At 43.3% G+C, this 21,316-nt stretch carries 17 protein-coding genes; 15 read left to right on the forward strand and 2 right to left on the reverse strand.

Annotated features, from left to right (window positions below; genetic code table 11):
• Positions 1-6 precede the first annotated feature (6 nt).
• From DQM55_RS05165 to DQM55_RS05185, 5 genes are read left to right on the forward strand one after another with little or no spacing between them, the layout of a single operon-like run.
• A complete protein-coding gene (locus tag DQM55_RS05165; RefSeq protein WP_172454723.1) occupies positions 7-1,842 on the forward strand; it encodes a DUF2971 domain-containing protein in 1,836 nt (611 codons plus the stop codon).
• Positions 1,843-1,884: 42 nt separating this feature from the next.
• The gene (locus DQM55_RS05170) at positions 1,885-2,430 is read left to right on the forward strand and encodes a DUF1697 domain-containing protein (RefSeq protein WP_111675699.1); all 546 of its coding nucleotides are present in this window, start codon (positions 1,885-1,887) and stop codon (positions 2,428-2,430) included.
• Positions 2,420-2,962 carry a hypothetical protein gene (locus tag DQM55_RS05175; protein WP_111675700.1) on the forward strand — a complete coding sequence of 181 codons (543 nt, stop codon included), beginning with the start codon at positions 2,420-2,422 and terminating at the stop codon, positions 2,960-2,962. The genes DQM55_RS05170 and DQM55_RS05175 overlap by 11 nt, the downstream gene beginning before the upstream one ends.
• Positions 2,940-3,383, forward strand: coding sequence for a hypothetical protein (locus tag DQM55_RS05180; protein ID WP_111675701.1), 444 nt, complete (start codon positions 2,940-2,942; stop codon positions 3,381-3,383). Before DQM55_RS05175 ends, DQM55_RS05180 begins: the two co-directional genes overlap by 23 nt.
• Positions 3,384-3,406: 23 nt before the next feature.
• Positions 3,407-3,874, forward strand: coding sequence for an 8-oxo-dGTP diphosphatase (locus DQM55_RS05185; RefSeq protein ID WP_111675702.1), 468 nt, complete (start codon positions 3,407-3,409; stop codon positions 3,872-3,874).
• 46 nt (positions 3,875-3,920) lie between these two features.
• Here DQM55_RS05185 and DQM55_RS05190 read toward each other — a convergent pair whose 3' ends face one another.
• Both DQM55_RS05190 and DQM55_RS05195 read right to left on the reverse strand, forming a co-directional pair.
• Positions 3,921-4,451 carry a transcription repressor NadR gene (locus DQM55_RS05190; RefSeq protein ID WP_172454724.1) on the reverse strand — a complete coding sequence of 177 codons (531 nt, stop codon included), beginning with the start codon at positions 4,449-4,451 and terminating at the stop codon, positions 3,921-3,923.
• A 20-nt stretch (positions 4,452-4,471) separates the two neighbouring features.
• On the reverse strand, positions 4,472-4,996 hold the full coding sequence (locus DQM55_RS05195) for a hypothetical protein (RefSeq protein ID WP_049539160.1): 525 nt from the start codon (positions 4,994-4,996) through the stop codon (positions 4,472-4,474).
• Between the two features lie 274 nt (positions 4,997-5,270).
• Here DQM55_RS05195 and DQM55_RS05200 point away from each other — a divergent pair, with 274 nt between their 5' ends.
• The 10 genes from DQM55_RS05200 to DQM55_RS05245 all read left to right on the forward strand — a co-directional run bounded on the left by DQM55_RS05200 (position 5,271) and on the right by DQM55_RS05245 (position 21,183).
• Positions 5,271-5,609 (forward strand): zinc ribbon domain-containing protein YjdM, encoded by a 339-nt coding sequence (locus DQM55_RS05200; RefSeq protein WP_032912892.1) that lies wholly within the window; start codon positions 5,271-5,273, stop codon positions 5,607-5,609.
• A gap of 7 nt (positions 5,610-5,616) precedes the next feature.
• A complete protein-coding gene (locus tag DQM55_RS05205) occupies positions 5,617-6,249 on the forward strand; it encodes a Pr6Pr family membrane protein (RefSeq protein ID WP_049539168.1) in 633 nt (210 codons plus the stop codon).
• Positions 6,250-6,384: 135 nt separating this feature from the next.
• Positions 6,385-8,925 (forward strand): pneumococcal-type histidine triad protein, encoded by a 2,541-nt coding sequence (locus DQM55_RS05210; RefSeq protein ID WP_111675703.1) that lies wholly within the window; start codon positions 6,385-6,387, stop codon positions 8,923-8,925.
• Between the two features lie 233 nt (positions 8,926-9,158).
• Positions 9,159-9,677, forward strand: coding sequence for a bifunctional pyr operon transcriptional regulator/uracil phosphoribosyltransferase PyrR (gene pyrR / locus DQM55_RS05215; protein ID WP_002900180.1), 519 nt, complete (start codon positions 9,159-9,161; stop codon positions 9,675-9,677).
• Between the two features lie 8 nt (positions 9,678-9,685).
• Positions 9,686-10,969 (forward strand): uracil-xanthine permease family protein, encoded by a 1,284-nt coding sequence (locus DQM55_RS05220; RefSeq protein ID WP_002900181.1) that lies wholly within the window; start codon positions 9,686-9,688, stop codon positions 10,967-10,969.
• Between the two features lie 107 nt (positions 10,970-11,076).
• Positions 11,077-11,994 (forward strand): aspartate carbamoyltransferase catalytic subunit, encoded by a 918-nt coding sequence (locus DQM55_RS05225; protein WP_002900182.1) that lies wholly within the window; start codon positions 11,077-11,079, stop codon positions 11,992-11,994.
• A gap of 114 nt (positions 11,995-12,108) precedes the next feature.
• Positions 12,109-13,185, forward strand: a complete 1,077-nt coding sequence (locus DQM55_RS05230; RefSeq protein WP_172454725.1) for a carbamoyl phosphate synthase small subunit — start codon at positions 12,109-12,111, stop codon at positions 13,183-13,185.
• Between the two features lie 23 nt (positions 13,186-13,208).
• Positions 13,209-16,388: a carbamoyl-phosphate synthase large subunit gene (gene carB, locus DQM55_RS05235; RefSeq protein WP_111675705.1), complete on the forward strand. Its 3,180-nt coding sequence runs from the start codon at positions 13,209-13,211 to the stop codon at positions 16,386-16,388.
• Between the two features lie 283 nt (positions 16,389-16,671).
• Positions 16,672-17,610 (forward strand): metal ABC transporter solute-binding protein, Zn/Mn family, encoded by a 939-nt coding sequence (locus DQM55_RS05240; protein ID WP_111675706.1) that lies wholly within the window; start codon positions 16,672-16,674, stop codon positions 17,608-17,610.
• 9 nt (positions 17,611-17,619) lie between these two features.
• A complete protein-coding gene (locus DQM55_RS05245; RefSeq protein ID WP_111675707.1) occupies positions 17,620-21,183 on the forward strand; it encodes a pneumococcal-type histidine triad protein in 3,564 nt (1,187 codons plus the stop codon).
• Positions 21,184-21,316: the final 133 nt, after the last annotated feature.

The raw sequence follows: 21,316 nt of genomic DNA on the forward strand, positions 1-21,316 counted from the left end.
AAGCAAATGGAAAAACTTAATTATTTTACAGATGATTTTGGTGCATTCGAATTATTAGATTCTTTTACTTTATTGGATAAAAAAGAACGAAAACACGAACTTGAAAACTTTATAAATCGATATTTAGATTTATCTGAAGAAGAACAATTTGCTTATGTTGAACATGCTTTAGTTATTTGTGACGTTTTTGAAAAAGAAATTGTTAAAACGACAGAAAAGAAGTTTTTAGAATCAATAAGTGGAATAATATTAAAAACTCAAGAAAAGTTTGAAGGTTTTTTAATTTATTATTATTATTTAGATATTTTGTTTTACTACATGTTCAAAGTTAATAAAACTGATGATTATCTAAATTTTTTTGAAAAAAATAGCTGTTTCTTTGACATAATCAGTTTAGTAGTTGATGAAAAAAATTGGGAAGATTACTATGTTGTTTCTTCAATACTTGCTGTTTTTTGTCAAGTATTGACACAAAGTAACCTTCCATCAGATTTTAGAATTCAATTAGAAAAAGAAATAAATTCATTTATTAATTTTTTATATAAAAATTATGATTTTAAAAATTATGATTATTATTGGTATTTTCAATTAGATGAGCTTGTCTTAATTTTTCGATTTGAGCACTTGAAGAAAATTAATAAATATTTTATGGAGAATCCTCAAGTTGAATATATTGATGACTACCTAGATTTTGTATCAAGGCATTTTGATGACATAATTGAGGATTCAATAGAAGTTATTCGAAAGATAGCAGAAGAAAATGATTCGGATATCATACGAAACCAAGCTATTAAGTTAATTGAGAAGTATGATAATGATTACTTGAATGAGAAAAGTGATTTAGAATCTATCTCCTCATTAGACGCTAATCAACTTTTAGAACAAGCGGATAAGCTTATATACTACATTCGTTCTAAATTGACTGTTGATGCTAAAGATTTAAAAACAATCGGTTCTTTTGGACATTATACTAAGATTGATACTTTAACAAATTTTCTTATAAAAGCAGATTGGAAAAGTGAAAATGATTCTAAAGTGAAACCTCCCTATTTACGACTTACTAATTTAAAACAGTTAAATGACCCAATGGAGGGAAGAGCAATCTACGATTATTTAGGGATAGATAATACATTTTTCCATAACTATCAAACTTCCAATGTGTTTATATCTTCCTTAACTGTAGTATCGGATAGTTTACCTATGTGGAAGGAGTATGCTGATTCTTCTCAGGGTGCCTTCCTTGAATACGACATAACTTATCTTGAAGATATTGTTGCACATAAATCTATTGAATTTGTTAAAATCCATTATTTAGATTTAATGTCAGAGAATAAAGATAAATCTGATGTTGGTATATTTCTCGATAATCTAAAACAAATTTTTGAAAAATTGCAAGACCTTGAAGATAAAGAAGCATTAATTGGTTTTGCTGAGAAATTAAAGAAGGTTTCTTACCTTTTTAAAGTTAAAGATTATGAGTATGAAATGGAGTATCGTATTCTAATAAACTTAGATGATGCAGCTATAAAACAAATCATTGAAAATGAAAATAAAAGTTTAGACAAAGATAAGGATTTATTAAATGATAAATCTTTGAAGAAAGAAGATATTGGGTTAGAAATTTTTGATAAAGTTAACTATAATGACTTTAGGAAGTATATAGTGTTAAGTCCAAAAGGCAATGGTAGATACGATTTATTTGTATACATCAATTTGCTACCTTTAAAATATTCAAAAGTAATATTGGGACCAAAAGTTACGGATGCAGACTATATTGCTCCTTATCTCAAACTTACTAATCCTGATATAGTAATAGAAAGTTCGAAAATTCCCTATCGTTAGAGAAAATAACTATTTTTAAAACATACAAGCAAGGAGCACTATATGCGTTATGCGCTTTTACTCCGCGGCATTAATGTCGGCGGGAAAAACAAGGTCGTTATGGCTGATTTGAAGAAAGATTTAGTTGGGTTGGGTTTTGAAAATCCAGTTTCCTACATCAACAGCGGCAATCTTTTCTTTGATAGTGAGGAGCAGGAGGAGAGGATTCGGGATATATTGTCGGCTTATTTCAGTCGGTCTTACGATTTCCCTCTACCTTTCGTCCTTGTCAGCTCTGCCATGCTTCAAAAAGAAACAGCAAATCTGCCTACTTGGTGGCAGGATGAAACAGCTTTTCGGCGAGATGTTCTCTTTTATCTGCCGGAGACAGATAGGGAGAGTGTTCAAGAGCTGGCAGGCAGCTGGGCGAATGACAAGGAGCAGCTGCATTTCGGGCAGACAGCTTTTTTTTATAGCAATGCTGACCAAGCAGACTATCTCAAGTCCAACTACCATAAGAAACTGCTCAAATCTAGTTTTTACAAGCAACTAACCATTCGAAACGGCAAGACTTTCCAGAAGATTGTGGAGTTGGTAAATGAGAAGTAAGACCAAAAAGAAAAATAAAAACAAAAACAAAAGAAAAGTAAAAGTTCAGGGGAACAAGTTTAGTTTTTGGTTGGAAAATCATTCAATTATAGCATCTATCATAGAGTATTGCGTATTTTTGCTGATTGCTATTGGAGTAGCATTTTTAACATTTGGAAATAAGTCTATTCCGGGCCCGCTTCGTGAGTTTAAATATATTAGCCCTTTATATTTAAATTTGACGATCTTAATTGTTCTTCCATATTATTCCAGGTTTGGAAGTCTAAGAGAAGAAGGGTTCAACACACTAAAAGGTTTTTCAGAATTTTTTCTTTATCTTAATGGTCTACTTTTTCTTTTACATTATTTTATAGGAATTCGATCAAAAGATGGAAAACATTTTGCACCACCTCTAATCAGTTTAGATTCTCGCTATGTTTGGTTTCCGATCGCGACCTATCTAATCTTTTTCTTCATTTCAGCGTTAACGATGTTGATTTTAAAATATAATGAAAAAAAGAGGAAAAATCATGACAAAAGAAAATCTAGCTAAGTTATTTTCATTTAAAACCCTCTATCTGGCCTTGCTAACCTTTGTCATTCTTCATTTGATTTTGTTAGCTTTTGGTCTATCCTTTACTCCGGTTTTGTGGAATAGCTGGTTTTTTATTCTTTGTTTGACCTTCTTTATCCATTCTTGGATAGTCTTTTTAAGGATAAGAGATTTTCACTGGTATCACCTTATTTTTCAATTATTCAGTGGATTGGTGGCACTTTATCTTTGGTTTTCGGCATTCTTTGCTCTGTCAATCATTCCGAATCCAGCAATGCCTATCAATATAGACTATCATATACAAGATAAAGAAATCATCATTGTCAGAGGTTTTGTGGTTCATAGTACCTATGAGCATCATGAATTGATTAATCCCTTTGTCATGAAGTCAGAAGTGAAATATAACGAAGATATGTTTTAATAACTTAGAAAGCGAGTGAATCTATGTCACGTTCCCAAGAAACAATCCTAACAAACATCTGCCTTGTTGAAGATGTATCGCGAGGTAAATTTCTAATGCAGTATCGCTCTCCTGAGCGCTATCGTTGGTCTGGATATGCCTTTCCGGGTGGTCACATTGAGAAGGGTGAGTCTCTCCATGATTCAGTTGTCCGTGAGATTTTAGAGGAAACGGGTTTGAAAATTAGTCATCCCAAATTGGTCGGAGTAAAGAACTGGCATACGGATGAAGGGGTTCGCTACATCGTCTTTTGCTACAAAGCGACCGAATTTTCTGGTCAGATTCACTCGACTGAAGAGGGTGAGATTTCTTGGGTAGACAAGGACAGCCTGCCACAGCTGGACTTGGCCTACGATATGTTGGAACTCCTTCGTATGATGGAAGATGAGGAATTATCCGAATATTACTATCACGAGCGTATCGAAGGTGGCTGGCGCAAGAGTATGTACTAAAAAGACTGACTAGGTTGGGGCCTAATCAGTCTTTTTTTCTTGTTATTTATTCCTGTAAAAATCCTAGGTCTCTCAAGGCAGATTCTACATAGTCCAAATCCTGCTGGGAGTCGGCTTGTACTAGGTGATAGTGGACTCCATCTGTCAGCTCAGATAAGGGGCGAAAGGCACAGGATGCGACCTGTTGGAGAAAATGCTGGACATCGCGGCGGCAGGTCAGCTTTAGGTAAGTCTGGATTTCGCCGTAAACCGGATGCTCAATCAAAATAGTCTGTACGCGGCCGCCATTATCCACGATAGCCAGCAGCTCGGCCTCCATATCCTCAGCCCCATGCTGAACCTTGAAGAGCTGATGGACAGCAGCATTTTCTTGGCGGTCTTTATAAAGATAGCCACGATTGGTTGAGAGGATGGGGGCACCATCAGCCCGCAAGAGGGCAATATCTTGCACGATAATCTGTCTGGTCACATGGAAATGCTCCGCCAGTGACTGGCCATTGAGGGCAGCAGATGATGTTTTCAAAAGGTCTAATAGTTCTTCTCGTCTTTGCTTGGTCATAGCTTCATTGTAAACCAAAAGTCAGGAATCTTCAAGCTCTAGCGAATCTTTTTCAGCGCTTTATAGATGAACTTAGCAATGACAAAGTCGACCATGCTATGAATGACCGTACCAAGTCCAACCAGACCAAATAAGATATAGAAAGCATTAGCAGGATAGGCAGACGTTGTGTAAAAGAGGATGCAGACGGCCACTTCGCCAAAGGCATGAATCAAGGCCAGTAGGAAATTGAATACCCATGTCTTCTTCTGGCTGTCCAGTGTGTCCGGGTGCTTTTGCAGATAAAGAGCGCCGATGCTAGCAAAGAGCAAGTGGGACAGGGCCCTGAGCGTGATGATGAAAGGAAGTCCGGACATTCCAAACCCAATAGTAGAACCAATCACGACAATCACCGTCATGAGAGGGGAGATAAACATAGCCAGAAAGATAGCGACATGACTGGCTAAGGTGAAGGAAGCGGGCGGAATGACAATTTTAATTGGCATAACCAGCGGGATAACAATAGCTAGTGCAGTCAAAAAAGCGGTCAGTGTCATAAACTGATTTTTAGATCTTGGTTTCATAGCGACTCCTTTTTATCTGTATATACATTAGTATAGTACACTGTTTTTGCAGAAAGGTCAAGACCTGTAAAAATCCTAAAAGAGATTTGTCAAAATGCTTAAAATAGCTTATACTAGAAAGGTGTGAAAATAGGAGCAAACTAGATTTTTAGGATTTAGTTGACCGTCACATCGATTAGTGTTCTGCTGGACTTGAAAAATGAAAGAAGAGCTAAATCATATATAGAAGGCTGGTATGGGAATTTAGCAGCCTTGACTAGAAATGGAGAAGAAAATGAACAACTTACCAAACTGCACCAAATGTAATTCAGAGTATGTCTACGAAGATGGAACGCTCTTGGTCTGCCCTGAGTGCGCCTATGAATGGAATCCAGCTGAGGTTCAAGAAGCAGAAGAAGGACCAGTTGCAATTGATGCTAATGGCAATAAGCTGGCTGATGGCGACACAGTTACCTTGATTAAGGATCTGAAAGTCAAAGGAGCACCTAAGGATCTCAAGCAGGGAACGCGCGTGAAAAATATCCGTATCGTGGAAGGCGATCATAATATCGACTGTAAGATTGACGGCTTCGGTGCGATGAAGCTCAAGTCAGAGTTTGTTAAGAAAATTTGAGGTCTCTATGAATCGTCGTTTTATCTTAATTTATCGAATTATTCTTTTTATCCTAGCCTTTCTAGGAGTGTATCTGGAGATCACTAAGTATGGCGTGGGCATGCTCATGTACTATACGGTTTTGTCCAATCTCTTGGTCTTTCTCTTTACGGGCTATCTGGTCTATCTAATGATGAGACCTGGTGATGCTTGGAAAACACCGAAAATCTTGAGAATCAAGGGCGGGGTAACCATGTCCATCATGATTACTTGTGTCGTTTATCACCTCTTGCTAGCACCGATTGCGACAGATTTTTACCGTCTAGAGAATTTTCTATGTCATTATATAGTACCCTTGGCTTTTCTTCTGGATACATTAATCTTTGACAAATCGCGCCAGTACCGCTGGTTTGATCCGATTTCTTGGACAAGTGTGCCTTTGGTCTACATGGCCTTTGCTCTCTTTAATGGTTTCTTTCTGAAAATAGATATTCCAAGGTCCAAGGACAATCCATTTCCTTACTTTTTCCTCAATGTCTTTAAGAAAGGCTGGCCCTATGTCATCCAGATGTGTCTGATTATCTTTGCAGCCTACTTAATCTTTGGCTTTGTCTTTTACGGGATAAAGTCCATCTCTTTCTCAAAGAAGAAGACTTCTTAGAGACTTGTACTTGTAGATGAAAAACAGATTTTATCTGTTTTTTTATTTTGCTTCGATTTTTTCTTGCTAATATCAGATTTGTGTGATATAGTTAACTAGTTAATGATTAACCAGTTAAACAAAAAGGAGGAAGAAATGAAGCACAATCAAAAACTATTAGGTTTAGCAGGAATCATCTTAGCTTGTAACCTTTGCTTGGTGGCTTGTCAGTCTCAGCCGTCTCAACAGGAAAAAAGTAAGGATAAGGTTAAGACCAAGCAAGAAGTGAAGAAGAAAAGTAAGGCGACCAAAAAAGGACAAGTTCCTGGTGTTGATAAGCCGACGGATGATGGTTTTCTCTTCAAAAGCGAGTCTCAAATTAAAGCTAGAACTAGTGAAGGTTTGATTTTAGAGCATGATGGCCATACGCACTTTATTTTTTATTCTGATCTAAAGAATAGCAAGTGGGCCTATCTGATACCAAAAGATGGGCAAGTGCCTGCAGGCTCGCCTCAGCTGGCAAATCAAATGAGCACTGCTGATGATGGCTATGTTTTTAATCCTAGAGACATTGTATCAGAAGACCAATACGGCTATGTTGTGCGTCACGGGGATCATTTTCATTACATTTTGAAACAGTCAGTGGGTAATCTTGCACAAGCACCGAGCTATCGTCCAACGCCGTCTAGCAATCCTACTGGACCTTTTTATCAGCCAACGCTTAGACCGTCTGTTCCCCAGCAGCAAGGGACAACTAAACGCCAGTTTGCTGGGATTGATTATCCTACCAGCGATGGATTCTTATTTAGAGGCACAGGGGTAACAGGCAAACTTGCTACAGGCTTGCTGGCAGATCATAATGGTCATACTCATTTCATCCCCTATGAGCAGTTGATTGCTTCGCCTTGGGAGTCATTGATTCCAGCGGAACATAAGAAAGCTGCTGAAGATGCCTACTATGGCCGGCAAGGGCAAGCACAGCCTTCACCAGAACCGTTGCCAATCCCAGCTCCGTCGCCTGATCCTGCGCCAAATCCATTAGACGAGGAAGAAGAAATTGCCAAGAAAAAGGCCTATTTGGCTCAGCAATTAGGAATTGATGAAAGTCTGATTCAGGTGAGCGATACAGATAAAGGAAAGGTATTTATCTATCCGCATGGTGATCATAGCCATTCGACTTTGGTCAGTGAGATTGATACGACCAAGCCTTTTGACCCTCATGGAAATCCACACGCTCATGACGCAGTTGGTATGGCAACCTTGAAAGCTCTAGGATTTGATGATGAAATCATTGAAGATATTTTACATGCTACGGCAGACAGCCCATTCCCATCAGATGAGACGGATACGGAAAAGATGAAAGCCTGGCTGGCAACTGTAAAATACTTAAATATCGGCCAGCGCAAAAATCCGCTGGAGCGAAAAGGCTTGGAACTGATGTTGAATATTGAAGTTCTGGGGATTGGCTTTACTCCGATTAAGGATATCAGACCAGTGCTGCAATTTAAACATTTAAAACAGCTGTGGATGACAAAGACGGGCGTTACCAACTATGATTTCTTAAAAGAAATTCCGACCTTGGAAGGCTTGGACATTTCCCAGAATGGCATCACTGATTTATCTTTCTTGAAGCGTTATCCGAACCTCAAAACAGTGGCAGCAGCGGGAAATGACCTTACCGATATCTCACCTTTGGCGAAGCTGAAAAATCTGGAGTCATTGAACCTTGACTACAACAATATCTCAGATATTTCTGCTTTGACCAAGCTTGCAAAATTAAAAGCAGTAAGTTTAGAGCACAATCAGCTGCAAGATGTTTCTGCTCTGAGCCAAAAAGAAGATTTAACAAGGCTTTTCTTATCCAACAACCCAAACTTAAATCTCAATACCCTCAAAGCTTCCCATCTAGAAGAATTAACAGCTGACAATTCCAATGTTGAGAACTTGAACTTCTTGAAGACTAATCCAAATCTGACAACTCTAAGCCTAAATGGCAATCGCCTGACTTCGCTGGCAGGAGTTGAAGCTGCTAAGAATTTAGTAACTTTGTCCGCAAGTCAAAACAAGATTTCATCTTTGGACATTCCAGCTGCTCAGTCTTCCTTGAAGAATTTAAACTTGGGTGAGAATGAGCTGAAAAACCTGGAAGGGATTAATCAGTTTAGGGCTTTAGACAATCTGGCTGTCAACAAGAATAAAATCACAACCTTAGCGCTGCAGGAACCAAATAAGACTGTGACTTATATCAATGTCAGCGACAATCATATCCCTAAAGCAGAGCTTGAATTGAATGAAAATAAAATTCCGAAAGCTTTGGCGCAGCATTTTCCAGATGTTCAGGGTGGCAGTATTGATAATAATAAGCCGGCCGATGCAAAGGAAGAAAAGAAGGAAGAACCTAAGGAAAGTGAGCCTAATAATGCAGATGTCCAAGGGAAGCCAGCATCCGATAAGCCAGCCTTATCTGAAGCCAGCAGCCAAGGAGCTTCAAATTATAGCGAGCATCCAGCTGGATCTGCTGAAGCAGAGTTAAACAATCAAGATGAGAATCTAGAAAACTCTTCTAAGCCATCACCAGAAGAAGTGCCAACTGCTGAAAATCCTGAATTAAAAGACGAGCTAGCTCAAGCAGAAAACAAAGAAAATCAAAAGGATCCAAAAGATAAGGAAAAGGCGGAGAAAGAGGGTAGTAACTAATCCTTACCCAGTCAAGCAGAAAAAATACAATTTTTTTCTTGAAATAGTTTTGAATTTGTGATATAGTATAAAAAATTGAATAATCCTTTAATTCTATCCAGAGAGATAGACAAGGAGCAAGTAAAAAGATGGGTGGAGTGTAAGCAAGTGCGTCTTGTTTTAGCTTGCCTGACTAGATTTTTCTGAAGTCTCCTTGTATAAGGAGACTTTTTCTGTTATTTGAGGAGGAAAGAATGAAAACAAAAGAAGTTGTCGATGACATCACCATGAATCGCGCGATTACGCGGATTACCTATGAAATCATCGAGCGCAACAAGGACTTGAACCAAGTGGTCTTGGCTGGCATTAAGACCCGTGGGGTTCACTTGGCTCACCGGATTCAGAAGCGGTTGGTTCAGTTGGAGAATATCGATATTCCAGTCGCAGAAGTAGATACCAAGCCTTTTCGAGATGATATCAAGGTTGAGGAAGATACGACAGTGATTCCAGTAGATATTACCGACCGTCAAGTAATCCTGATTGACGATGTCCTCTACACAGGACGGACCATCCGAGCAGCTATCGACAATCTGGTCAGTCATGGACGTCCCTCTCGGGTTGGTCTGGCTGTCTTGGTAGACCGTGGTCACCGCGAGCTGCCTATACGGGCAGATTATGTCGGCAAGAACATTCCGACTAGCCAAACTGAGGAGATTATTGTTGAGATGACCGAGACAGACGGTCAAGATCGCGTTTTGATTATGGGGGAGTAATAAGCTAAATGAGTCAAGATGTTAAGTATGATGTGCATGATATGCCAAAGCCAGGTCTGCTTTTAGGACTATCCTTTCAGCACTTGTTCGCCATGTTTGGGGCGACGGTCTTGGTACCGATTCTGGTGGGAATTGACCCAGCGGTAGCCCTCTTTTCCAGCGGTCTGGGAACACTGGCCCATCTGACTGTTACCAAGTACAAGATTCCGGCTTACATGGGCTCTAGTTTTGCTTATATCGCAGCCATGCAGATGCTGATGAAGACAGATGGTATCGGAGCGGTTGCACAGGGAGCCATCACTGGTGGTCTGGTCTACTTTATCGTGGCACTGATTGTCAAGTTTGCTGGAAATGCTTGGATTGACAAGGTGCTGCCGCCAGTAGTGGTTGGGCCTATCATCATGGTCATTGGTCTGAGCTTGGCTGGAACAGCTGTTAGCGATGTGATGAATAAGACAGCAGCTAATGGTGAAAAGGTTTATGATTTGACCTACTTCATTATCGGTATGGTCACTCTCTTGGCAGTCATCCTCTTTAATATCTATGGTAAGAAGATTGTGGGAATCATCCCAGTCTTGCTAGGCCTGATAGTCGGCTACATCTTTAGCTTGATTCTAGGGGCTGTGACTGGGCAGGAAATCGTTTCTTTTGCCAAGGTTGGGGAAGCATCTTGGTTCCACCTTCCGCCTATGAGTCTGCCTTTCTTGGACTACGATGTGAAATTTTATCCTAGTGCGATTTTAACTATGGCGCCTATCGCCTTTGTAACCATGACAGAACACTTCGGGCATGTTATGGTGCTGAATAGCTTGACAGGCAAGGATTTCTTCAAGGATCCGGGTCTAGACAAGACTTTGACTGGTGATGGTCTGGCTCAGATTATTGCAGGGCTTTTCGGAGCACCGCCAGTGACTAGCTACGGAGAGAATATCGGAGTTATGGCGCTCAATAAAATCTACAGTGTCTATGTCATTGCTGGCGCAGCAGTGCTGGCTATTGTCATGAGCTTTGTTGGCAAGGTATCTGCATTGCTCCAATCCATTCCGAGTCCTGTACTGGGTGGTATTTCCATCGCCCTCTTTGGGGTAATTGCTTCGAGCGGTCTCAAAATTCTGATCGAAGCACAGACCAACTTTGACAATAAAAAGAACCTCTTGATTGCCAGTGTTATCTTGGTATCTGGTATCGGCGGTCTGACCTTGCAGCTGTCGGGTCTGCAAATCTCAGGAGTTGCCTTGTCAACTATTCTGGGAATTGTACTCTATCTTGTCCTGCCTGAGCCCAAGGATTGAGCTAGGTGCTAAATCATTAACTTTCGTTCAAAAATAGCTTGCTCTCAGAGCGACTTTACTTGCAGCACTCTGGAAGCCCTCATTCTTTCATAAAGGAGAATTACATCATGTCATCCAATCAAATCGCTCTTAAGAACCTTGTTTCTATGGAAACTCTGTCAAATGAAGAAGTTATGGCCTTGATTAAACGCGGAATCGAATTTAGAAATGGCGCTAAAGTCCATTATGATGAGCAGCATATCGTTTCTAACCTCTTCTTTGAGCCTTCGACGCGGACTCACAAGGCCTTTGAGGTAGCAGAGTTGAAGTTGGGTTGCGATCTTCTGGACTTTGATGTCAAGACCAGCTCGGTCAATAAAGGAGAAACCTTGTATGACACTATCCTGACCATGTCTGCCCTTGGCGTCGATGTTTGTGTCATTCGCCACCCAGAAGTGGATTATTACAAAGAGCTAGTGGAAAGTCCAACCATTACGACTTCTATCGTTAACGGTGGAGACGGTTCTGGTCAGCATCCTAGCCAAAGCTTGCTGGATTTGATGACTATTTATCAAGAGTTTGGTCGCTTTGAAGGACTAAAGGTTGCGATTGCTGGTGACTTGGACCATTCGCGCGTGGCTAAGTCAAACATGCAGATTCTCAAGCGCTTGGGGGCAGAGCTCTACTTTGCTGGTCCGGAAGAATGGCGGAGCCAAGAGTTTGCGGACTATGGTAAGTTTGTCACCATTGATGAGGTAATTGAAGAAGTGGATGTCATGATGTTCCTGCGCGTGCAGCATGAGCGCCATGACTACGAGTCCATCTTTTCTAAAGAAAATTACCACAGACTGCATGGGCTGACTCAAGAGCGGTATGACCGTATGAAAGATACAGCGATTCTCATGCATCCAGCTCCAGTTAACCGCGATGTAGAAATTGCGGATCATCTGGTCGAAGCACCAAAATCGCGTATCGTTGAACAAATGACCAACGGCGTCTTTGTCAGAATGGCTATTATCGAAGCGGTTCTGAAAGGTCGTCAATAATCTCGGACAGTAGGCCGGGAGTGGGTGAAGCTATGTGAAGCAATCCCACTCCCTATTATTATATATCTTATGTGGATGGTCATGAACGGTCTGCATCTTGGACAGGAGGGAACAATGGTAAAGAGACTTTTAATATTAGAAAATGGCATGATCTTCGAAGGGGAAGCTTTTGGAGCGGATCTTTTTGTGACAGGCGAAATCGTTTTTAATACAGGTATGACAGGCTATCAGGAATCGATTACGGACCAGTCTTATAACGGCCAGATTCTGACCTTTACCTATCCCTTGGTTGGAAATTATGGTGTCAATCGGGACGACTATGAATCCATTTTACCGACCTGTAAGGGAGTGGTGGTCTATGAGCATGCTCGTCGTGCCAGTAATTGGCGCCAACAATTGTCTTTGGATGAGTTCCTCAAAATCAAGAAGATTCCAGGCATTTCGGGAATTGATACAAGGGCACTAACCAAGATTATCCGCCAGCATGGAACCATGCGGGCAACCATTGCCAATGCGGATGATAGTATTGAGCATTTGCAAGACCAGCTGCAGGCGACAGTTCTGCCGACTGATAATATCAAGCAGGTGTCTACCAAGCAGTCCTATCCAGCTCCGGGAACGGGTCGCAGTGTGGTATTGGTTGACTTTGGTCTCAAACATTCTATCCTGCGGGAGTTAGCTAAGCGCAACTGCAGCGTGACAGTAGTGCCTTATGATACCAGAGCTGAGGAAATTCTCCAGCTCAATCCTGACGGCGTCATGCTGTCCAATGGACCGGGAAATCCGGAAGATGTGCCGGAGGCTCTGGACATGATTCGTGGTGTTCAGGGCAAAATTCCAATTTTCGGAATCTGTATGGGGCATCAGCTCTTCTCCATGGCTAACGGTGCCAAGACGCATAAGATGAAGTTCGGCCACCGTGGCTTCAACCATGCGGTACGTGAGATTGCGACAGGCCGAGTTGACTTTACCAGTCAAAATCATGGCTATGCAGTCAGTCGTGAGGATTTGCCGGAATGCCTGATTGTGACCCATGAAGAAATCAATGATAAGTCTGTCGAAGGTGTGCGCCATCGGGATTATCCTGCCTTTTCTGTGCAGTTCCACCCAGATGCTGCGCCGGGACCGCATGATGCAGACTATCTCTTTGATGAGTTTATGGAAATGATGGATGCCCATCAGGCTTACTAGGAAGCAAGATTGAGAGGTGCACTATGCCAAAACGTAAAGATATTCAGAAAATTATGGTCATCGGTTCTGGTCCTATCGTTATCGGTCAGGCTGCGGAGTTTGACTATGCAGGAACCCAGGCTTGCCTGTCCTTGAAAGAAGAGGGCTACAGTGTTGTCTTGGTTAATTCTAACCCAGCGACCATCATGACGGACAAGGAAATTGCGGATCGGGTTTATATCGAGCCTATCACGCTGGAGTTTGTTGCGCGGATTTTGCGTAAGGAGCGGCCAGATGCTCTTTTGCCTACTCTGGGCGGCCAGACTGGACTCAATATGGCCATGGAATTATCCAAGTCAGGGCTTTTAGAAGAGCTGGGAGTGGAACTCTTAGGGACCAAGTTATCGGCCATTGACCAAGCGGAAGACCGGGATCTCTTCAAGCAGCTGATGGAAGAACTTGGCCAGCCCATCCCTGAGTCAGAAATTGTCAATACTGTGGATGAAGCGCTTGAATTCGCGGCTGGCATCGGCTATCCAGTCATTGTCCGTCCTGCGTTTACACTGGGAGGAACTGGCGGCGGTATCTGTAGCAATGAGGAAGAGCTGCAGGAAATCGCAGAAAACGGCCTCAAACTCTCTCCGGTTACCCAGTGTCTGATCGAGCGTTCTATAGCGGGCTTTAAGGAAATCGAATACGAAGTTATGCGAGATGGTGCCGACAATGCGCTGGTCGTATGTAATATGGAAAACTTTGATCCAGTCGGCATCCACACAGGTGATTCTATCGTTTTTGCACCTAGTCAGACCATCTCAGACTATGAATACCAGATGCTGCGGGACGCTAGTCTTAAGATTATCCGTGCGCTGAAGATTGAGGGGGGCTGTAATGTGCAGCTGGCTCTGGACCCGCATAGTTTCAAATACTATGTCATTGAGGTCAATCCTCGGGTTTCCCGCTCATCAGCCCTTGCCTCTAAGGCGACTGGCTATCCGATTGCCAAGCTGGCAGCGAAAATCGCAGTCGGGCTTACATTAGATGAAATCATCAATCCAGTGACAGGCTCTACCTATGCCATGTTTGAGCCGGCTCTGGACTATGTGGTCGCTAAGATTCCACGCTTTCCATTTGATAAATTTGAGCAGGGTGAGCGCCGTCTGGGAACCCAGATGAAGGCGACCGGGGAAGTCATGGCTATCGGCCGCAATATTGAGGAGAGTCTGCTCAAGGCCTGTCGTTCTTTGGAAGTTGGTGTGGACCATAATGAGCTGCCTGCTCTCAGTCAAGTAAGCGATGATGAGCTGATGAGGAAGATAGTCAAGGCGCAAGATGACCGACTTTTCTATATCTCAGAGGCTATTCGTCGTGGTTACAGTCCGGATGAAATTGCTGAGCTGACCAAGATTGATGTCTTTTTCCTGAATAAGCTGCTCCATATTTACGAAATTGAGCAGGAGCTGGCCAGTCATATTGGAGATAGTTATGTGCTTAAGAAAGCCAAACAAAATGGCTTTGCGGATACTAAGATTGCAGCCTTGTGGGACATGACAGCCGAGCAGGTGCGTCGCATCCGGCAGGAGCAGAAGATTGTGCCGGTTTACAAGATGGTGGATACCTGTGCTGCTGAGTTCGAGTCTGCGACGCCTTATTTCTATTCCACCTATGGCTTTGAAAATGAATCTGTCAAATCCAGCAAGGAATCTGTTCTAGTGCTAGGCTCAGGTCCTATCCGAATCGGGCAAGGGGTCGAGTTTGACTATGCGACCGTTCATTCTGTAAAGGCTATTCAGGCAGCTGGCTACGAAGCGATTATCATGAACAGCAATCCAGAGACTGTATCGACTGACTTTTCTGTCTCTGACAAGCTCTATTTTGAGCCACTGACCTTTGAAGATGTCATGAATGTCATTGAGCTGGAGCAGCCTAAAGGTGTTATCGTTCAGTTTGGCGGGCAGACAGCCATTAATCTGGCAGAGCCTCTGTCCAAGGCTGGTGTTAAGATTTTAGGTACCCAAGTGGCGGACTTGGATCGAGCTGAGGATCGGGATCTCTTTGAGCAAGCGCTGAAGGAACTGGATATTCAGCAGCCGCCAGGTCAGACGGCTACTAATGAAGAGGAAGCAGTAGAGGCTGCTCGTAAGATTGGCTTCCCCGTTCTGGTGCGACCTTCCTATGTCTTGGGTGGCCGTGCCATGGAAATTGTAGAAAACGAAGCGGATCTACGCTCTTATATGCGGACAGCGGTTAAGGCCAGTCCAGATCATCCGGTCTTGGTTGATTCTTACATTGTCGGTGATGAGTGCGAAGTGGATGCCATTTCTGATGGCCGTCAGGTCTTGATTCCAGGGATTATGGAGCATATCGAGCGGGCAGGGGTTCACTCAGGGGATTCCATGGCAGCCTATCCGCCGCAAACCCTATCGCAGAAAGTCAAGGATACTATTGCAGACTATACCAAGCGTTTGGCTCTGGGACTGAACTGTATTGGTATGATGAATATTCAGTTCGTCATCAAAGATGAGCGGGTCTATGTCATTGAGGTCAATCCGCGTGCCAGCCGGACTGTTCCTTTTTTGTCCAAGGTGACCGATATTCCGATGGCGCAAGTAGCGACTCGTTTGATTCTTGGGGAAACTTTGGCAGAGCTGGGCTATGAAGATGGTCTTCATCCAGAAAGTTCCATGGTTCATATCAAGGCGCCAGTCTTCTCCTTTACCAAGCTGGCAAAGGTTGACAGTCTTTTGGGACCTGAGATGAAGTCTACCGGCGAAGTCATGGGCAGCGACCGAACTTTGGAAAAAGCGCTCTACAAGGCTTTTGAGGCTTCCTATCTCCATCTGCCAAACTTTGGTAATGTCGTCTTTACTATCGCAGATGATAGCAAGGAAGAAGCCCTGCAGCTGGCTCAGCGTTTTGCCAATATTGGCTATGGTATCTGGGCAACCAAGGGAACAGCCTCCTATTTTGAAAATCACGGCCTACACGTCCGTCTGGTGGAAAAAATCGGCAGTGATGATAACAAGGATATCCCAGCCTATATTCGCAAGGGCAAGGTTCAGGCTATTATCAACACGGTCGGAACCAAGCGGACAGCAGATAAGCATGGTCGAATTATCCGTAGCTCAGCTATTGAGCACGGAGTGCCCCTCTTCACAGCCTTGGACACGGCCGATGCCATGCTGAAGGTGCTTGAAAGCCGCAGTTTCACTACAGAGGCGATATAGAGCAGGAGTTTTCAGTTCCAGATTGTCATTTGACAGTCTGAAAGTTGGAAAAGGAATCTCAAACAGTTAATCTTGAGAGGAACATCTGTTCAAGTTTATTCTGTCCTTGAATAGTCATAAATAAATAACCTTTCAAATATATTAAATTAAAAGCAAAGAGGAAGTGGAAAAGAATTCTACTTCTTTTTTGCTTTATTTTCTTAAAAAACTTGACAAAGAAGTTGACAAAGTGTATGATATTAACCGGTTAATAAACCGGTTAATAATAAGTTAAGGAGATATTATGAAACGCGCTTTAAAAATCTCAGCCGGCCTTAGCCTGCTAGCTCTGGCCTTGTGTCTCTGGGCTTGTCAGTCTCAAAAAGAATCCAGTCCATCCAGTTCGTCGCAAGGCTTGAGAATTGTAACCAGCTTTTATCCTATCTACTCTATGGTTAAGGCTATATCAGGAGATCTGAATGACGTGCGCATGATTCAGTCTAGTAGCGGTATTCATGATTTTGAGCCTTCAGCCAATGATGTGGCAGCCATCTATGATGCAGATGTCTTTGTCTATCATTCACGGACCTTGGAGTCCTGGGCTGGCGAGATGAATCCTAGTCTCAAGAATTCCAAGGTTCAAGTCCTTGAGGCTTCCCAGGGAATGGAGTTGGATCGAGTCGCTGGCTTGGAAGATGTCCAAGCGGGAGAGGGAGTGGATGAGAAGACGCTCTATGACCCACATACCTGGTTGGATCCTCAGAAAGCTGCGGAGGAAGCTCAGGTTATCGCTGACAGGTTGTCGGAGCTGGATAGCGACCATCGGGATACTTATCAGGCCAATGCTCGAAAATTTCAAGAAGAGGCCAAAAAACTGACAGAACGCTATCAGGAGATTTTTGATAAAGTGCCCAATAAGACCTTTGTCACGCAACATACAGCCTTTTCTTATCTAGCCAAGCGCTTCGGGCTGACCCAGTTGGGCATTGCTGGTATTTCACCAGAGCAGGAGCCTAGTCCGCGTCAGCTGACAGAGATAGAAGACTTTGTCAAGGAGCACAAGGTGAAGACCATTTTTGTGGAAAGCAATGCTTCTTCCAAAGTGGCTCAAACCTTGGTCAAGGCGACCGGTGTACAAATCAAGGAGCTGAATCCTCTGGAAGCAGACCCAGCCAACCAACTATCTTATTTAGAAAATTTAGAAGAAAATCTAGCTGTTTTAGCTAAAGATTTGAAAGGATAAAAGACAACCATGAAAAAGAAATATTTTCTTGCTTCAGCTGCTGTATTAGCTCTTGGTATCGGAACTTACGGTCTTATCCAATGGCAAGCTCAGCCCCGACCTCAGACCAAAGATAACAAAGTAGCCTATATTGAGGACAAGACTTCGGGCGACAAGACGGATAAAAATTTGACATCTGATCAAATCAATGATGAAGAAGGTATCGAAGCAGAACAAATCGTCGTGAAAATCACAGATCAGGGCTATGTCACTTCCCATGGAGACCATTATCATTACTTTGACGGGAAGGTGCCTTTTGATGCCATTATCAGCGAAGAGCTGATTATCCGAGATCCTAACTACACGCTGCAGGAAGCAGATATTGTCAATGAGGTCAAGGATGGTTACATCATCAAGGTAGAGGGGAAGTATTATCTCTACCTCAAGGATGCCAAGCATACCAGTAATGTCCGCTCGGTGGATGAGATTGCGCGGCAGAAGAAGCTGCATAAGACCAAGGAAGAAGGCGATAGTGGCAAATCTTCCACTGCAAAATCAAGCAAAACCCGCGATTTCAGCCAGCCCAGCAAGTCCTTAGCTGCGGGAAAGACGGCAGCAGACCTTGCAGGAGTTTCTTACCAAGGTCAAGGGGGATATAGGACGGATGATGGTTATACGTTTAGTCCATCTGATATCATCGAGGATACTGGCGATGCATTTATCGTGCCGCATGGCGGGCATTTTCACTACATTCCTAAGAGCGACCTGTCACCAGCAGAATTGGCTGCGGCTCAGAGCTACTGGAATAGCAGGCAGACCGGCGGAAGTGTGAATCCGCCTAACTACGGTAGGACAATAGTTTCTTCCAACACATGGAATCAGAATAGTGCTATCAATCAGGGTGGGCCAGTCTCAAATCCGAATCCACAACTACCAAATCATTCAAAGATTGAGCAGCCAAGTCCTGGCTTAGCGGTTACTCAGCCGAGTCCATCTAATCCGCTTCAGCCGTCTCAACCGTCTCAACCATCTCAGCCATCTCAGCCATCGTTGCCAAGTCTGTTGCAGCAACTCTATGCCCTGCCTCAGTCTCAGCGCTATCATGAAGGGGACGGCGTGGTGTTTGACCCGCTGAAAATCAGTCGTCGGACAGAAAATGGAGTCGTTATACCCCACGGAGACCACCATCATTTCATTCCTTATGACAAGCTGTCAGACTTGGAAGCGAAGATTGCCCGCTTGATTCCTATTGGCTATACTTACGAGCCGCTGGGCGATCCACTGCATGCTTTGAAGCCTCAGCTACCGTCACAGCCTAATCACGAGCATGGTTTTCATGCGGAGGCTGTCATTGGCAAGGACGACCAAGGCTACATGGTATCGCACGGAGACCATGCTCATTACTTTTACAAGAAAGACTTGACTGCTGAACAGATTCAAGCAGCGGAGCAGGTCTTGGCCAAGCAGCAGCTAGCAAAACCATCAGCAGCAGTCAATGACGCTGAACGCTATTCACGCGATGCCAGCGATGAGGAAAAGATTGCTTATATCTGCCATACCTATGGCGTTCCCAAGGAGGCGGTTCGCATCTCAAACGGCTTCTTTGTCTTTAATAACCCTGACCAAGCCTATGACCCGACTCATATCCACCCCTATGCTGTCCGCAAGGAGCATGTTCGCATTCCTTTAGTAACGGGCAATGCAGAGCTGGATTTCATGAATGAGCTCTACACAACAGCCTTGCGCTCAGGTCTTTCGCCTTACAGTCTGCAGGTAGAGGATGGTCAGTTTGTCATTCCTCATGGCGACCATAACCACTATATCAAAATCCAGTCCAAGGGTGCAGCAGAAGCCTTGAAAAATCGTCTGCCTCAGATTCAATCTAAGTATGAGCAGGGCGATTATGATGAGGCCGCTATTTTGCAAAAAGTAGAAAGCCTAAAAGCGGACAGTCAGCGTCTCTATGCGGATTATCCTCTTATGCAGCGGCGGATTGAGCTTGCTTTGGGGCAGTTTGTGGAAACCATGAAGAAGCTGCCAAGCAACTCAACAGCTGGCTATCTGAGCAGTCTGGATAACTTTGATAAGCAGTTTATACATGTGGATCAGAGGGTCAAGCCAATCCAAGAGACCGAGCTAGACAAGAGCTATCAAGGACTTTTGGAGAGAATGAACCGACTTGACACGGATAGCTATGGACTGAAGAAAGCTGACTTGCTACAGCGTCTGCAAAATGCTTATGCTGGCCAGAATCAAGCTGAAATGGCAGAGCTAGGACAATTACTATCAGCTTTAGAAGATTATCATGATCGGACAGGCGTCACAGCGGTTGATTATATTCGCTATTTCTACCAAGCATTAGAGGATGGACGTTTGAGCCCTGAGCTGCGCAGAAAAGCAGCTGGGCTGACCTTGACTCTCTATAAGTCTCAAGCCTTTATAGAAGCGACCAATCTCCAGCAGCTTTTCCCTGCCCTCTATCAGACTAAGAAAGAGATTGCAGCAGCCCTTGCTAGCGGCCAGCCTTCTGCGTCCTCTGAAAAGACAGCCCTGGATCAGGGAGAGCCAAATCAGCCAACCTACAAAGCCATGATTTATGACTTTTTGAAGGGTATTTATGATGATTTTGGCACCTCGGATGATAGCGAGAAGAGTGCTCAAGCTCTTGTCTTCCTTGGAAAAGCTCAGGAACTGCTTGGAGAAGTAAAAGACCAAAACAGCCGGGCAGACTATGCAGCTAGAATCTTAGAATTAGTCAAGGAATTAAAGAGCAGCAGCTCAGATAAGCAAGCTCTGCTGACAGCAAGTCAGAAGCTTTTGGATCAGATGAGCCGAACCATTGTTGGACAAAAGGAAGAGCCGGCTAATACGGAAAATCAGGAAGTTTATCAACAGCTTTATAATCTGCTCATGTCTATCCATCAGTATTTGGAAAAGAATCAAGGAAGTGAGCAGCAATACCAGCAGCTGGACCAGCTTTTTGATAGGCTCGGACAGAGAGCTACAGACAAGAAAGAGCTGCTTAAGGAAATCCTGGCCTTCCAGCAGTCACTCGTCCATCCTAAGGGAACAAGCGAGTCCGATTCTCAGCATAGGGAAGATGATGACTATCACTTTAATCTGCAGGATATGGTCGGAGCGGATGAGCAAGGCTATCGGGTAGCCCATCTGGACCACGAGCATTATATCTACAAGAAAGACTTGTCAGAAGCTGAGCGTCAAGCTGCGGATGCCTATGCGGTGCAAAAAGGATTCCTGAAAGCGCCGACTGAACAGCCTACTTCAGGTCAGCCAGCAAGTAGCAGTGTTTCAGAAACTGCGCAAAGTGATAATTTACTTTCCGAATCTGCCACTAGAGAAGCAGCTCAAAACAAATCTGACAAGCCAGCAGAAGCCTCTACAGCTGCAAACCCAACTGGTCAATCAAGCTTAGCAGCGAGTTTTGGTATGTCAGAGGAAGCATTCAACCAGAAATTGCAGGAGCTTTCTCAGCTCTACGGTGTCAGCTCAGAGACTTTCAGCTATAATGCAGCAACCAGAAGCATCAGCTTTACAGGAGTTGATGGCCAACTGAAAACTGTTCAGATTAGTTAATACTACATTTTGATGTAAAACAACAATAAAACGAATGATGAAGACCAAGCCAAGTCTAATACCATCATTCGTTTTTGATTTTCACAACTCTATACTTATTTGATTGATATTGTGTTAAAATAAACAGAGAACA

Source organism: Streptococcus sanguinis (assembly GCF_900475275.1).
In the GTDB taxonomy this organism is placed as follows: domain Bacteria; phylum Bacillota; class Bacilli; order Lactobacillales; family Streptococcaceae; genus Streptococcus; species Streptococcus sanguinis_N.